Source organism: Microcystis sp. M061S2 (assembly GCF_020245605.1).
Taxonomy (GTDB): Bacteria; Cyanobacteriota; Cyanobacteriia; order Cyanobacteriales; family Microcystaceae; genus Microcystis.
This window is the reverse complement of record NZ_JADBUP010000099.1, coordinates 22,668-37,116: the sequence shown is the minus strand read 5'-3', so window position 1 is coordinate 37,116 and position 14,449 is coordinate 22,668. Positions and strand designations below refer to the sequence as shown.

At 42.0% G+C, this 14,449-nt stretch carries 13 protein-coding genes; 11 read left to right on the top strand and 2 right to left on the bottom strand.

Annotated elements, in window-relative coordinates:
• Positions 1-89 precede the first annotated feature (89 nt).
• The 6 genes from cas10 to cmr6 all read left to right on the top strand — a co-directional run bounded on the left by cas10 (position 90) and on the right by cmr6 (position 8,101).
• Positions 90-3,101 carry a type III-B CRISPR-associated protein Cas10/Cmr2 gene (cas10, locus tag IM475_RS16990; RefSeq protein WP_287728401.1) on the top strand — a complete coding sequence of 1,004 codons (3,012 nt, stop codon included), beginning with the start codon at positions 90-92 and terminating at the stop codon, positions 3,099-3,101.
• The gene (locus tag IM475_RS16985; RefSeq protein ID WP_287728400.1) at positions 3,101-4,240 is read left to right on the top strand and encodes a type III-B CRISPR module-associated Cmr3 family protein; all 1,140 of its coding nucleotides are present in this window, start codon (positions 3,101-3,103) and stop codon (positions 4,238-4,240) included. The genes cas10 and IM475_RS16985 overlap by 1 nt, the downstream gene beginning before the upstream one ends.
• Positions 4,241-4,298: 58 nt before the next feature.
• Entirely contained in the window at positions 4,299-5,078 is a 780-nt protein-coding gene (gene cmr4, locus IM475_RS16980; protein ID WP_287728399.1) for a type III-B CRISPR module RAMP protein Cmr4, read from the top strand.
• 9 nt (positions 5,079-5,087) lie between these two features.
• Positions 5,088-5,651, top strand: coding sequence for a Uma2 family endonuclease (locus IM475_RS16975; protein WP_287728398.1), 564 nt, complete (start codon positions 5,088-5,090; stop codon positions 5,649-5,651).
• Positions 5,652-5,671: 20 nt separating this feature from the next.
• Entirely contained in the window at positions 5,672-6,067 is a 396-nt protein-coding gene (locus tag IM475_RS16970) for a hypothetical protein (RefSeq protein ID WP_287728396.1), read from the top strand.
• 63 nt (positions 6,068-6,130) lie between these two features.
• Positions 6,131-8,101: a type III-B CRISPR module RAMP protein Cmr6 gene (gene cmr6 / locus IM475_RS16965; protein ID WP_287728394.1), complete on the top strand. Its 1,971-nt coding sequence runs from the start codon at positions 6,131-6,133 to the stop codon at positions 8,099-8,101.
• Positions 8,102-8,198: 97 nt separating this feature from the next.
• On the opposite strand, the gene IM475_RS16960 is transcribed toward cmr6, so the two are convergent.
• Both IM475_RS16960 and IM475_RS16955 read right to left on the bottom strand, forming a co-directional pair.
• Positions 8,199-8,471, bottom strand: a complete 273-nt coding sequence (locus IM475_RS16960) for a lipopolysaccharide assembly protein LapA domain-containing protein (protein WP_287728392.1) — start codon at positions 8,469-8,471, stop codon at positions 8,199-8,201.
• A gap of 192 nt (positions 8,472-8,663) precedes the next feature.
• Positions 8,664-9,116 carry a hypothetical protein gene (locus tag IM475_RS16955; RefSeq protein ID WP_287658078.1) on the bottom strand — a complete coding sequence of 151 codons (453 nt, stop codon included), beginning with the start codon at positions 9,114-9,116 and terminating at the stop codon, positions 8,664-8,666.
• A gap of 232 nt (positions 9,117-9,348) precedes the next feature.
• Between IM475_RS16955 and IM475_RS16950 the strand changes: the two genes are divergently transcribed.
• From IM475_RS16950 to IM475_RS16930, 5 genes are all read left to right on the top strand, one after another.
• On the top strand, positions 9,349-10,200 hold the full coding sequence (locus IM475_RS16950) for an alpha/beta fold hydrolase (protein WP_287728390.1): 852 nt from the start codon (positions 9,349-9,351) through the stop codon (positions 10,198-10,200).
• Between the two features lie 344 nt (positions 10,201-10,544).
• Positions 10,545-10,853, top strand: coding sequence for a DUF6679 family protein (locus IM475_RS16945; RefSeq protein ID WP_002757875.1), 309 nt, complete (start codon positions 10,545-10,547; stop codon positions 10,851-10,853).
• 251 nt (positions 10,854-11,104) lie between these two features.
• On the top strand, positions 11,105-11,566 hold the full coding sequence (locus IM475_RS16940) for a cupredoxin domain-containing protein (RefSeq protein ID WP_190719633.1): 462 nt from the start codon (positions 11,105-11,107) through the stop codon (positions 11,564-11,566).
• Positions 11,563-12,648 carry a calcium/proton exchanger gene (gene cax / locus IM475_RS16935; RefSeq protein WP_287728389.1) on the top strand — a complete coding sequence of 362 codons (1,086 nt, stop codon included), beginning with the start codon at positions 11,563-11,565 and terminating at the stop codon, positions 12,646-12,648. The genes IM475_RS16940 and cax overlap by 4 nt, the downstream gene beginning before the upstream one ends.
• 44 nt (positions 12,649-12,692) lie before the next feature.
• Positions 12,693-14,312, top strand: coding sequence for a S8 family serine peptidase (locus IM475_RS16930; protein ID WP_287728388.1), 1,620 nt, complete (start codon positions 12,693-12,695; stop codon positions 14,310-14,312).
• The last annotated feature ends 137 nt before the right edge of the window (positions 14,313-14,449 follow it).

Below are 14,449 nucleotides of genomic sequence, written 5' to 3'. Positions count from 1 at the left end.
AAATCTTCAAAATATCGTGTTATCTCTAGCGGTTCCTAGGACATATTGAATATAGTGGGAACATCGGTCAGCAAGGAGTTGAGGCGTTTATGGCCCTAGGATACTGGCAAGCGAAAATCTGGGGACTACTACACGATCCCGTCTTCAAGGCCTTACATAGCAACTCAGGACGCGGTGATAACAGCTTCTGGAGAGATTTAGAAGTAATGAAGTTGTGGGGAAAACATAACCCCGAAGAATCGACTAAAAAAATTCTCAAACAAATCAAACTAGCTGACTATATCACCTCAGCCAGTGATCGATCGGCGATCGGTAGTTTAACCCAATTCGTTAACTACGATCAACAAACAGGTCTAGAATTGCGTCACCTCCTCTCCGGAGAACCCTTAGATCTCAAATTAGCCGACACAACCCATAAGAAAATCGCTTCTAACCGCACAGATTACTTAAAAGAACAGGAAAAACGGCTATTTAACCAAATTCCCGACAGATTACGCACAGGAATCTCAGAAAACGAAGCTAAAGAACTATTTTGGTGGTTATGGCGCTGTCTCCCCCAAGCGGCGACGAAATTACTCGATGACGAAAATCTGCTTTTAATGCCCGCCGAAACCAGAATACCGGACGGATCGATCTGGAGTCATGCCAGTTTAACGGCGGCCATCGCCGGGACCCTAGCGGGATATGATCTCACCTCCGAGGATGTGGTCAATAAATGGCCGACAGGAAAACAATTATCCCACGCTTATCTCGTTAGTTTCACCTTTTCCCCTGTGCAAGAACTAATCAAAGCCAGCCGCAAAATGCGCGATTTTTGGGCAGGTTCTTGGATTCTGCACTATCTATCTGCTCAAGTCTGCTGGCAACTGGCCCAACAATACGGTCCCGATAGTTTGATCTATCCCTCTCTCTACGCACAACCCTTAATCGATCGATGGTTACTAGAGAAATATCCCGATTTTAAACCCTGGATCGACCCACCGAGCGATCGACAATTACTAACCGCCGGATTTCCCAACATTATTATCCTCGTCTTGCCCAAAGATAAGGTGGCAGCGGCCATGCAAACCGCTAAATCTAGTTTATTAAAAGAATGGAAAGAAATTAGTCGGCAAGTTTTCGAGGAATTGGGAGAACGTCACTGGATGCCCAAATTAAAAGAAAATAGTCGTACCTGGGACAGTTGGTTAAATGCCCAATGGCAAACCTATTATGTGGGAGTCCCCATCGGTAGAGAAGACCAACTCCTCACCAGTAGCGAAATTTACCAAGAAAACGAAAATAGTGTCGAAAATCAAGCCGAAGACCCAGAAAAAGCGCAAAGCTGGCGAGACAAACAAAACGAACTTTATAATCTAAGTGGCGACAAGGCTTTATTCTTAACAAAAGAGCGGGAATTTCTGCAAAAAGCTGGAAAACTACGCCTTGAGAAATGGAAAAAACATCCCTTTAGTTCTAATGTTGGTTCTTGGTGGAGTAGTGCTTTCGATCAAAACCGTTCCGCCCTTGCTGCTGTCAAAAATGCCCGCGATTGGCAGATTCCCACCGCTTTCGGCCCCCGTTCCACCATTTCTGGACTTGGCCCCGTCGTCCATCCCGATAGTAACAACGATTGGATTAGCGAAAAAGCAAGCAAAGAATATTGGCAACGAAATGCCGGATTATTCGATGGGATCGAACAACTCAACGCCACGGAAACCGTTAAACGCGGATTACACCTAATCCTGCCAAAACTCTTAAAAAATAGCGACCAAGAGCGTCTAGATGCCGCTTATCCCGATTTAACCGTGGGAGTCGCCGGTTATCTCAAAACAGGCGGTGATCTCGACCATTTTCATCACGCTTGTCGCACCATCTCGCGTAGGTTAAGAGAAGACGGGAAAAAGATTCCCCCGGCACTTACCCAACCCTGGGGAATCCCCTACATTGACGATCACATCGAACCAGAATATAAACGTTATCACCCTCGATTTCTCAATGCGGGATGGTTAGTAGAAGAACTAGAGATTACCGATGAAGAAATGGCTAATTATCGCCATCAATTAAGCCAATTAATTGACCAAAACTATCCCCACAATAACCCGGCTGATTGGTATGTTATCGCCGCAGGAGATGGTGACGGAATGGGGGAATGGTTAAAAGGCCAAAAAATGAAACCCTATCGAGAATATATCGCTAAGTCACTTCATCAATACGCCGATCACCCCCCGACCGAAACCGATACCCTAGAAAAAGAAGTACAAAAAGCTTTTGGCGATTTTGTCACCCTCAATAAACGCATGGGACCATCTACCCATAGCGCCCTCAGTCGCGCCCTTTTAGACTTCTCTAATCAACTCGTTCCCTACCTCACCGAACAACGCTATGCAGGACGCTTAATCTATGGTGGCGGTGATGATGTTCTCGCCTATACTAATCTCTGGGAATGGGATAAATGGTTATGGGATATCCAGCAATGTTTTAAGGGAGAAAAAGACCCCCATGGGGAATTTAATAACGCCGGTGACTATTGGCAATGGGAAGGCGAAAAACCTGCCGAAAATCTCGCCAAACGTCCCCTATTTACCATGGGAAAGCGGGCGACTATCAGTTTCGGTATTGTCATCGCTCATCATTCCGTACCCCTTGCTATCGCCCTAGAAAATCTCTGGGAAGCCGAGAAAAAAGCCAAGGAACACGCCTATAAAGACTTTGACGGCAAAAAAGTCAAAAAAGATGCCGTACAAGTGCGCGTTCTCTACGGTAACGGAAACATCCTAAAATCTACGGCTAAGTTTGATGTTTTTTATCAATGGCAAAAACTCTTAGAATTGAATTTAGATGCCAGTATCTTTGAACAAGCTGCGACAATTTGGGAACAACATCCCGCACCAGTACAAGAAGCGATTTTTCCCTGGACAAAAGCCTTCTGTAGCCGTCGGGAGAACTTATCAGAAAAACAAACAGAGCAGATTCAAAAAGAACTTGTCAACTTTCTAGATAGCCTTTGGCAAACTACAGAAAACACACCAGAAGTTCTCAATAAAACTATCAACAATTGGCTTAAACTAGCGGCTTTTATGACTCGAAAAAGAGAGATTAAGATCGGAGGTTCCATTTAATGTATTGGTACACAATCACTCCCCTAGATGTTCTTCTCCTACGCGATGCCAAACCCTTTAGTCCCGGAGAAAGAGCCTGGGCCGGAAGTACATTTCCCCCCAACGGTCACACGATCGCCGGTGCTTTAAGTGCTTTACTAGATCGCTCTAAAAATAGTTATTTTAAAATCACCGGTCCATTCCTATCTTTTGCGGGAGATACTTTATATCTACCCCGTCCTTTAGGATTCGCCAATTCTGACCCATTAATTCCTATTTCTTGGAGTGATAATTTAACGATTTCAGAAAACCATATATTTTGGGATCGATCGAAACCTGCCCCCTTAGCTAAGGCTAAACCTAACAAAAATTGCCAAAATCGAGAAAATGAAGCGGAAGAAGAGAAAGAAGGTAAATATCGTCAGTATCTACCTTTTAAAGTTATTCTCGATTATTTAAACACAGGAGCGATCGACCCTTGCCAATGGTTAGTAAAACACAAAGAAAAAGATAAACCCTGGCAAGAAGAAATTCGTTCCCATAATGCCATGAAACCGGGAAGTAAACAGGTAGAAGATGCCGATGGATACTTTGTCGAAAAAGCGATCCGAATGCTACCCGGTTGGAGTATAGCGATCGGAATTGATGTTAATATTCCCACTCCCACAACTTTGCGGTTAGGAGGAGAAGGACACCGAGTTATACTGGAAAAATGCGATAATTTAGGTCAACAATGGCAAGAGTTAAAACAAAAATCCGAGGAGAACTTTAAACAAATAAATAAAGCGATCGCCTATCTCGTTACCCCCGGTATTTTTGAACGCCGTCACGATAATAATCAAGCCATTTGTCGCTCTTGGCCCTGGGAATGGAAACTCGCCCATACTGTTAATAGTAATCAGAAACCGGGCAATCTAGTCAGTGTCGCAACCGCTCGAGCTATCCCCATCAGTTGCCGCATTCAATCAAAAGAAAATACTAGCATTCCCGCCCCCCAAGTCTTCGCGGCCCCCGCCGGTAGTCAATACTATTTAAATCAACCTGATCGCCTATTTCAAGATCAGCCCAATAGTCCCGAATATCACCAACGCTGGCGCAAATTAGGCTACTCAGAATTACTTTGGATCAAATTTGATCGCTGTTTTTGGACAAGCGAATAGGGGCAAATTAGGCTACTCAGAATTACTTTGAATCAACTATAAAGGAGAATGATTAATCATGAACTTAATCCACTTTTATCTACTTTCTCCCCTACATACCGGAGGAACCACTCAAGAGGGGAATCTAGTGGGTATTGCTCGTGAATCCCATACCACTCTACCCTATGTTCCCTCCAGTACAATTCGCGGGAAAATCCGTTCTTTAGCTACCGAAGAAAACCTAAAATTTAAGTTATTCGGTAATGAAATCGATAAAGGTGCAGAAAACTTGGAACAGGGAGACATCTGGATAGGAGATGGTTCGATTCTCTGGTTGCCCGTCCCTTCCCTTAGTCATGGTGTCGTCTGGATCACTTCTCCTTTACTTCTTCGTCGTTGGACAAGATTAACTAATCCTAGTCTGACAATTCCCCCCGAATATAGCTGTAGTTTTAAAAAGGCCAACACCAACGTTTATCTCAAGGATGCCATTCTCAAGGTCGATGATCTAAAAGACTGGTCAAATTGGCCAAGTTTTATTCCCAAAAACTCTGTCAGCAGTGGCATTAATAAAGTCTTAGTATTACCCGATCAGCATTGCACGACTCTAATTCAAATGAGTTTATGGAGACAAGTTAAAATTAAATTAGATGAGCATAAATCCGTCGATGGAGGATTTCGTTATGAAGAAGCTATTCCCCCCGACACCTTAATGTATTTTCCTTGGGGTATTACCTCTCAAGCTAATGGAACCAGACAACAATCCCAAGCTGATTTTAAACAGTTATTAGCAGATAATGACATTCTACAAATCGGCGGACAGGAAAGTTTAGGACGTGGTTTTGTGCAACAATGGTAGAGGTAATTTATGACAGCTAATCTTGCCTTAGCTAAATGGTCAGTGGTCGATTATCACCGCATGATTGCGGCGGGAATTTTAATCGATCGGCGTGTAGAATTACTGAATGGAGATATTCTCGAAATGAGTCCAGAAGGCCCTTTACATAAAGACAGTGGAGAAGGATTAGCTAATTTTCTCCGTCAACGTCTCAAGGATAAAGCATGGGTAAGAGAAGTTGGATCCATTACCTTAGAAAACTCAGAACCTGAACCCGATATCGCTGTAGTTTTTCCCCCTCGTTCTCGCTATCGAGATCATCATCCCTATGCTGATGAAATTTTTTGGTTAATCGAAATTTCTGACTCAACTCTCAGTAAAGACTTAACCGAAAAAAAACATATCTATGCCCAAGCTGGTATTGCAGAATATTGGGTAGTTGCCATCAAAAATCGAGAGATTTATGTTTTCCGTCAACCGATAAATTCTGATTATCAATATCAAGAAAAATTTAGTACAGGAACTTTATCCGCTGCCGCATTTCCCGATATTGTTATCTCTCTTGATACCCTTTGGTCAGGTAATATTTTTTAACTTTTGGAGCCAAAATAACCATGACATTCGACCCTAGAACGATTAGCAATCCCGTATTCACTGCCTTGCAAGAATTGTCCTCAGCCACTGCTGATAATAGTCGCCGCAAAGAACAAAAAAAACAAGCTATTGAACTTTATACCTATCTTTCTACTTGGGGAATGATGCGCCTAAAAGCCGAAGAAACTGCTATTAGTAAAGACAAAGAAGGTAAGCGAGAAGTTGTTAAAATATACTTTGAGTGTCTTGAAGAAATCTCGAACAACCGGAATATAGCCAACCCACAAGGATTAGACACATTAAAAAAACTTTCCACTGATGATTATCTAGGACTAACGGGTTTAGGCTTGGAAATCGCCCAAGAATTTAGCTTCTGGGCTAATGCCATCTATTCCGATGTGAAAAGTGGGGACTAACTCAGGTAAATTGTCACCACAGTTTTTATAATTCATTGAACTAGAAAGGAAATTATAATTATTATGTCCCATAGCCCCTTACAACGTCCTAATCCCCCTCAAAAACCCACCCTAAAAAATCAAGCTATAAAACCTACAAATAACAACCAGCCCCCCAGACAGCCTCCTAGGGGTGGCGGCGGCAATAATAACGGTGGTGGCGGCAATAACAATCCTCCTCCACCCTCACCGTGGTTAGACCCCGAAAACGAACCTCAACCCGACCAATCAGCCAGTTTTGTCGAATATCTCCGTTGGATGCGTGCTGCCGACTATCCACACAAAGATGCGACTAAAACCCAAATTCTGCAAACAGCCCAAGAAAATGCTAACTATACTCAGCGTCTTGAGCAACTCAATCAACGTACCCAACTGTTAGCGAAAGACGGAATCACTTTTCAAGTCAAATCCACTTGGCGTATTCGTGTCAGTGGTCATCGTGGACCGGAAAGTATTCTTTTACCTGCTTTTGATGCCCTCGGAATGCCCTATATTCCATCTAGTACCTTGCGCGGTGTTGCCAGAAACCAAGCCATCCGAGAAATCATGGCGGAAAATAATCTGGAATGGAAAGAAGCTGCGGAAAAAACCACTCTCTATTTTGGTGATATAAACGCCAAAGAGAAAAAAAATAAAACGGGTAAAGTTATCTTTTTTGATGCCTATCCTTTACCGACTAAAAATGGTGGATTAGAAATGGACATCGCTAATAATATTTGGTCATGGAAAGATGATTCTACGCAATATTCTCCTAACCCTAATCCTTTTTTATCTCTCAAAGAACCCACTTTTTTAATTGGTTTACGTTTAGCTAGTAACTGTGGGGATGAAAAGATACTGGAACAGGTAAAACAATGGCTTAAAAAAGGTTTACAGCTTGGCATAGGTTCACAAGTAAATAGTGGTTACGGTGAATTAAAACAAATTAATGATAAGAGTCATTCTGATAATAATAAAAATAAAAATAGCCATGATTCGGGGTTTTATCGCTTGGATTTCGAGCTAGAAGGTCAATTAATTCATGGTTATCAACGATTCACCCAATGGCAATGGAATGAGCGACGCAATGAATGGCAAATGCGGAGCGCACCCGTCGCAGAAGTTCGTCCGACAGCCTTTAAATCGATGCTGCGATACTGGTTTCGTGTTTTGGCATCTGGAGTTTTACCTATTAACGAAGTTCAAAACATTGAATCTGAATTATTTGGCGGTATTAATCCTAAAAAATACGGTTATCTACAAGTGAATATTCTTGATGGTAAAGTTAGCCAAAAAGAACCTCGAACCAATGCTCAGGGTAAAAATGATCCCTGTGGTGAACAACAGGGAACTTTAGTTTTATCTTTATCTTCTGAAACCCCAAAAGATAAAGAAGAAGCTGTCAAAAAATTAGCTAAACATTTGACTTGGTTTTTAGCTGATATGGGTGGTATTGGTCAAGGTGCAAGACGACCTAGTTATTCTCGCAAAAGTCGTGAACACGCCCCCTGGTTTCGTGGTTCGACATTGTATATTGACAGTGAAGAAGATTTTTGGGCAATTCCCAATGATCTGCAGGGTTTTAAACAACAATTTCAGCAAAGATTGCGAGATTTTTATGGTATTTTGGATAACATTAGTGAAACCAATATCAATACTAATAATCTCAGAACAGTAGATCAAGTTTCACAAAATCAATGGATTGATGCAGCCGATAGTAACTGTCAAATTTTTGTCTGTGCAGGAAATGAACAAAGAGGTAAACCCCATGCTTTAGCGATTCTTCACAGTGATACTTTGAAAATTACCAGTAAAAATGGTCAAAGAGAATATGATGGTAATCTCTGTGGTAAAGTCAGTGGTGGAGCTAAACCTTCTCCTGTGTGGATTGCTGATTTAGGAGATTACCAAATAGTTACTGTATTCGGAGCGACGGCAGCTCCTCGTAAAAATTTCGTCAGTGAATTGAAAGCTAAAACTATTTCTGAAAATTTCGCTCAAATCTTCCCTTTATAACCCTAGGCTGTGGGAAGTGGGAAGTGGGTTTTTAAAGTTCGCTTGGGAGTTAACCAGACTATTAAAAACGGATTTGCTATTATTCAGACAGTCCTATTTAAAAATCAAACTCGTCTAACCCCGATTCTGGGGAAGAAAAGCGACTGCGAGGAGATTTTTTCGACTTTCTGAAAAAAGCGGGAATAATTGCGGCGATAAAAAATCCTATTCCCAAAGAAAAAGCCAATAAAATGCCGATGGGTACCTTAATTGACTCAAATTGTAGAAACTTTAAAGAAACTGGTTGGATATTTTGGATAGCAAAAACTGCCATAGTCATAATCCAACCACCGACAATAGCACTAGCTAAAAAATTAGTGATTGTATTCATGCTTGTCCTCGCCAGGTTTGTAGGAGATTTTTTAACCTTTTGTAGGCTAATTTACGAGTTATACTCCTATTAATTTAACCTCCGTGGGGCGGAAATTACCGTTAATTGACTAAAACGTTACAATTGTCGATCGATCTCGAATAAATCTCGATCGCGATAATATAATTGTGGCCTGATCGCCCTAAGCTAGAGCTAGTAAATATAAATAGCACCCTGTTGATTGATGTTAAAGGTGGTATAACCGGGGGTACTCCCCGGAACTTTGGTGACAGTAATCGTGACTAAATTATCATCATTGACCTCTACGGCATAGATTAAACTAGAAGAATAGCGATCCGCGGCGGCATTAGCCCGATTAATCAGAATATATGCTGGAATTACCAAACCTCTTAGGGTTGTCTCCGCACCTGGAGATAATAATTGGGGAGAGGAATTAATATTGGCCGATAGGTCATAATTGAGGTCAATATCGGTTTGATTGATAATTTTGATCTGCACGGGACGACTCATATTCACCCTAGCAACAGGTTGCCAAGGACCCGGTTGAAAGGTGGTAGCGGGGGGATTTTGAGCGGGTAAAGAAGGGGGAAAAACTAATCCCAGACTTAACACTAGGGAAAGAGTCAAAAAGCGATCGCATTTCATAGATGAATCCTGGTCTAGGGTTTTTATCCTATTTTAGAGAGGTATCTCCAGTGTTTTATACTTTAAGTAGAAGCTTTTGAAATTGTCTATAGCGGTTAGTCATCAGCTATCAGGGGAATATCCCAAGCTTCCCTGATTCTGCTCTGTAAACAAGGCTAAATACACCTATTTTTCTCTAGAAGTTTCCCTAGTAACCCCTATCAACGGTTTAACTTAGGTTGAGATTGATTATATGCCTACCATCGACATATCGGGAGTATCCCACAGTTACGAGTTATTTTCGCCCCGAGGGGATAAACCGGTTCTAGTCTTTATACACGGTTGGCTGCTGAGTCGTCACTACTGGCAGCCTTTGGTAGATATTCTCTCCCCAGATTATCCCTGTCTAGTTTATGATCTCCGGGGCTTTGGCGACTCCCAAAACATCACCTCTAACAGTCCTCCTAGCAGTTATAACCTTGAATCCTACTCCCAAGACGTTATTACCCTTCTTAACCGCTTAAACCTCGATGCTGCTTGGTTAGTTGGTCATTCCCTCGGTGGTAGTGTTGCTTTGTGGGCCGCGGATATCTGTCCTGAACGCATTAAAGGGGTAATCTGTATGAATGCCGGCGGTGGCATCTATCTAAAGGAGGAATTTGAGCGATTTCGGGAAGCCGGAAGACAGATTTTACAGAGAAGACCGCCTTGGTTGCCCGGTGTTCCCTTGATTGATGTTTTATTCTCGCGGATGATGGTCAAGCAACCCCTAAGTAAAAAATGGGGCAAACAGCGAGTGATTGATTTTGTCCGGGCCGATTACCAAGCGGCCCTAGGGTCACTTTTGGAAACCACCACTATCAGCGAAGTTCATCTCTTACCACAGATTGTCTCCCGTCTCGCGCAGCCGGTCTATTTTCTGGCGGGGAAAGAGGATACGATTATGGAAGTTAAGTACGTTAACCATCTGGCGAGTTTTCATCCCTTGTTTGAAACTGGCGGCAACGTGATTGAGTTATCCGGTTGTGGTCATTTTGCCATGCTCGAACAAACAGCAGCGGTGGCCCAAAAGATGATGGCTATTTTAAATCAGCATCGGTGTTAGGTGTTGGAGTTTTAGGGTTTTAGTTGAAATTCCCCCATCTCCCCATCTCCCCATCTCCCCATTCCATCCACAGATGCTGTTATCAGGTGAAAATTTATGTAACAATGACTCTATAAGGGCGATTTTTTAGTGATCGCCGAGGCCGTCTATTAATCGAATCGATGTCTTTGAAGAACGTAGCCCCAAACCGGAAACCTGACTTTTCTTACCCATTCTTGCCACTACTAGCGGAATTTTTCTCCCTTTTGTGTTATCCACGGGAATTTTTGAGCTATTGCTGAGATTGGCATTTTGTCACTTCCCGTTAGTTGAATTCAACAAAAGAAGCTGTTTAGGAGCAATTTATGTTACACCGCAAGATTTATCAATTCTGTATGGATGGTCAGGAAGTCTGCATTTTCTTGCGCGATCAGCAAAGATGGATTGATAATGCTCGTATTGTCGATCTAGAAAGCGATCTCGTCACCATTCGCTACGAAACAGAAGAAGAAGACGAAATTTCTTCTTGGGAAGAAATGGTGCGTTTAGAAAGTATTGGTGCGGTGAGCAGAAAACTGGCCTCGGTGTCGCGGACGAATCCTGATATTAATGTCTCGGAAGATTGTCCGGAAGCAGAACAACTTTATCCCCATTCTCCCGATAGCTTAGATTAGTTTTGTCGATTTAAATGACAGTGGCTAGAAGTCCCGAGGTTTTAACCATGGCCAAGGGACTTTTAAGGGATAGAAGGGAAGAGAGCCGGTCAGAATCACCACTTGTTGTAAAGTTATCCTAAGTAGTCGTGCAAAATTAATTTCTTGGTTAGGATAGGCAAAAGGCAAGAAGTAGTTAGATATGTGTAATTGATTGTGTCTAGCTACTTAAAAGCCGCCAGATTTTCTCTATTATAAGCTGGAGGAGCAAAATGAATTCTAATCCCTACTTCGCTGCCAAGTATATCTATCAAAAATTTGTGGCAGTAGTAATAGTTTTAATTAGTTGTTGGTTAGTGACTTTTCCGGCCTTCGCCGGCTCCGCCCCTCTAGAAGTTAAAATTAGTCTAGGCTCCGGGCAAGGAGAATTAAAATTCTTTCCTAGTCAATTAGACTTTATTGCCGGACAAAAATACAAATTAATTCTCGATAATCCCAGTCCCACTAAACATTATTTTACCGCTAAAGACTTCGCCGATGCTAGTTGGACCCAGAAAGTTGAAGCGGGAAAAGTGGAGATTAAAGGGGCGATTCACGAACTAGAATTAAAACCTAATGCACAGGCAGAATGGGTGATAGTTCCTCTCAAAACCGGTAAGTATAAATTAATCTGTACTATTCCAGGTCATGCCGAGGCGGGAATGGTGGGAGAAATCGCCATTAATAACCCATGAATTTAAGAAAAATTGTCTCCTTTGCTTTCCTATTATTTATTCCTCTATCGGTGATCGCTGGTCGTCTTAATTGGGGAGATCAAGCTATTTTTATCACTGCCGCTTTATCGATCATTCCCCTGTCAATTTGGTTAAGTACGGCTGTGGAAAGAGTTGCCGTAGTCACCGGGCCAACTTTGGGAGGATTAGTTAATGCTATCTTCGGCAATACTACCACTTTAGTTATTGCCTTAATTGCCCTAAAAAAAGGCTTGGTGGACATCGTACAAGCCAGTATTACCGGCAGTATTCTCAGTGATTTATTATTATTTATGGGCATGGGAATGCTCACGGGAGGAATTCGCTACAAAGAGCAAGAATTTAAACCGATTTTAGCGCGGGTAAATGGTTCTTCCATGACTTTAGCAGTAATAGCGATCGCTTTACCAACTTTGGTAATATATACTTCTAAGGTGGTGGAAGTTGCCGATATTCTCAGTCTTTCCCTAGTCACCGCTACGGTTTTATTAATAGTTTACGGGTTAACTTTATTATTTTCCCTCAAAACCCATAGCTATCTCTACGAAGTGGGATTAAGTAACGAAAATACCCCCGACAATCAGGTTAGTGAGGAAGAAAAAGCTCAAGTCTGGATTTGGTTACTTGTGCTGCTTACTTCCACTGTAGCTGTAGCTTATGAGTCGGATTTATTTGTTAATGTAGTGGAATCGGTGATGGAAGGATTTAATCTCACTCCTCTCTTTATCGGGGTGATTTTCATTCCTTTAATTAGCGATGTTTCTGGAATAGTTACCGTCACTCAATTAGCCCTAAAAAATCAGATGGATTTAACGGTTTCCGTGGCGATGGGTGATAGTTTATTGGTGGCTTTATTCGTGGCACCTTTATTAGTTTTTATCGGTCAATTTTGGCAGCAACCGATGGATTTAAATTTTAATCCCTTTAACGTTGTCGCTTTAATTGTAGCGGTGATTGTCACTAATTTAATCAGCTTTACCGGTCGTTCCAATTGGTTAGATGGAACCTTATTACTAGCCACCTATTTAATCTTGGCAGTGGCTTTTTATTACCATCCCACCTAGCAAAAAAAAGAGATTTAGGTATTTTCTGAGATTTCTGTCTTAGAATGGATCGATATCACCTTACTGCCGCAGGATTGCTGATGATGAAAAGAGGGTTTTGGTTTGTCGTCGGGTTAGTAGTAACGATAATTCTCCTTCCTTCCCTAGTTCTTTCTAATTCCATCGGTGAACAGGGAATTTATGCCGATCGCCTGCGGGCGGAACCCTATAATTTATTAGGGCGAAAAATTGCCATCGGTCAAGTGGAAATCGGCCGACCGGCTCAGTTCGGTTATGATAAAGTGGCAGCTTGGCGACCTCCCTATAAATTAGCCGGTGTTTTTTTTCGCGATCAAATTGCCAAACCCAACACCTATCTAGATAATCACGCCGCTATGGTGGCAACGGTGATGGTCAGTGATGATAAAAAAATCCCCGGAGTGGCCCCAAAAGCGAGATTATATTCGGGGGCGGTGGGTTCTTTGCGACGCGGCGGACAACCGGAAGAATGTCTTGCTAGTCAAAATATTGCCCGACAAAATAGCGGTGATGTGCGGGCGATTAACTTTAGTTTTGGGGAATCTTTGCAAAGAGATCAGCGACAGGAACCAAAATTAGATGGTCAAGCTTTATTAACTCAATGTGTTGATTGGTCATCGCGAGTTGATGATGTTCTTTATGTAATTGCTGGTAATCAAGGTAAGGGAGGAATTCCCATTCCCACCGATCATTTTAACGGCATTACTACCGCTTATACAGCGAAAAGAGAAGGAAAATTTACTAAAGTTGATTTTGCTAATATTAGTGCTTTACCGGTGGGTATTGGCCGCAGTGTAATTAAACGGGAAATTAATGATGGTTTGCGACGGTCAATTAATTTAGTTGCCCCCGGCAATAAAATAGAGCTTTATGATCTCAAAGGTAAATTAAATACTGTTAGTGGCACCAGTTTCGCCGCTCCTCATATTACAGCATCCGTGGCGCTTTTACAAGAATACGGCGATCAACAAATTAATCAAAAAAATCCCCATTGGAGTCTCGATTCTCGTCATCATCAAGTGATGAAAGCAGTGATGCTTAATGCTGCCGATAAAATTAAAGATACGGGGGATGGGTTACGGTTAGGTATGAGACGGACAGTCTTAACTAAGGACCAAAAAACTTGGTTAGAGTCCGATGCTTATAAAGACCCGAAAATTCCTTTAGATATGCAGATGGGGACGGGACATCTTAACACTTTTCGCGCCTACCAACAGTTTAGTAATGGTCAATGGTCTGCCGCAGAATCTATTCCTCCTATTGGTTGGGATTACGCTACAGTTACCGCTAATAGTTATCAAGATTATGCCCTAGAGAAGCCCTTAAAAGCTAATAGTTTTGTTTCGATAACTTTGGCTTGGGATCGTTTGGTAGAACTAATCGATACTAATCGCAATAATCTCTATGATCTCGATGAAAGTTTCCGGGATCGCGGCCTGAATAATTTAGATGTTTATCTTTTACCTGCCCAAGAGGATAATAATGCTAAATACACCTGTGCTTCCCTGAGTGATAGTGATAGTTTAGAGCATATGTTTTGTCCTGTACCCATCTCTGGAAACTATAAAATTCGGGTTCAATATCGTCAACAAGTTAACGAGAAAGAACAAGCTTTTGCTCTTGCTTGGTGGACGGTTCCTGAATAATAAAAATGATAGTAAGATAGTAAGTGAGGAGAGGCGCTCATGCAACAGGCACTCATGCAAAAGAGGGAATAGATAATCACTTTTTAATAACCAGATTCTCTCCCCCATGGCAACTCCTACAGGACTTTGATTTTTCC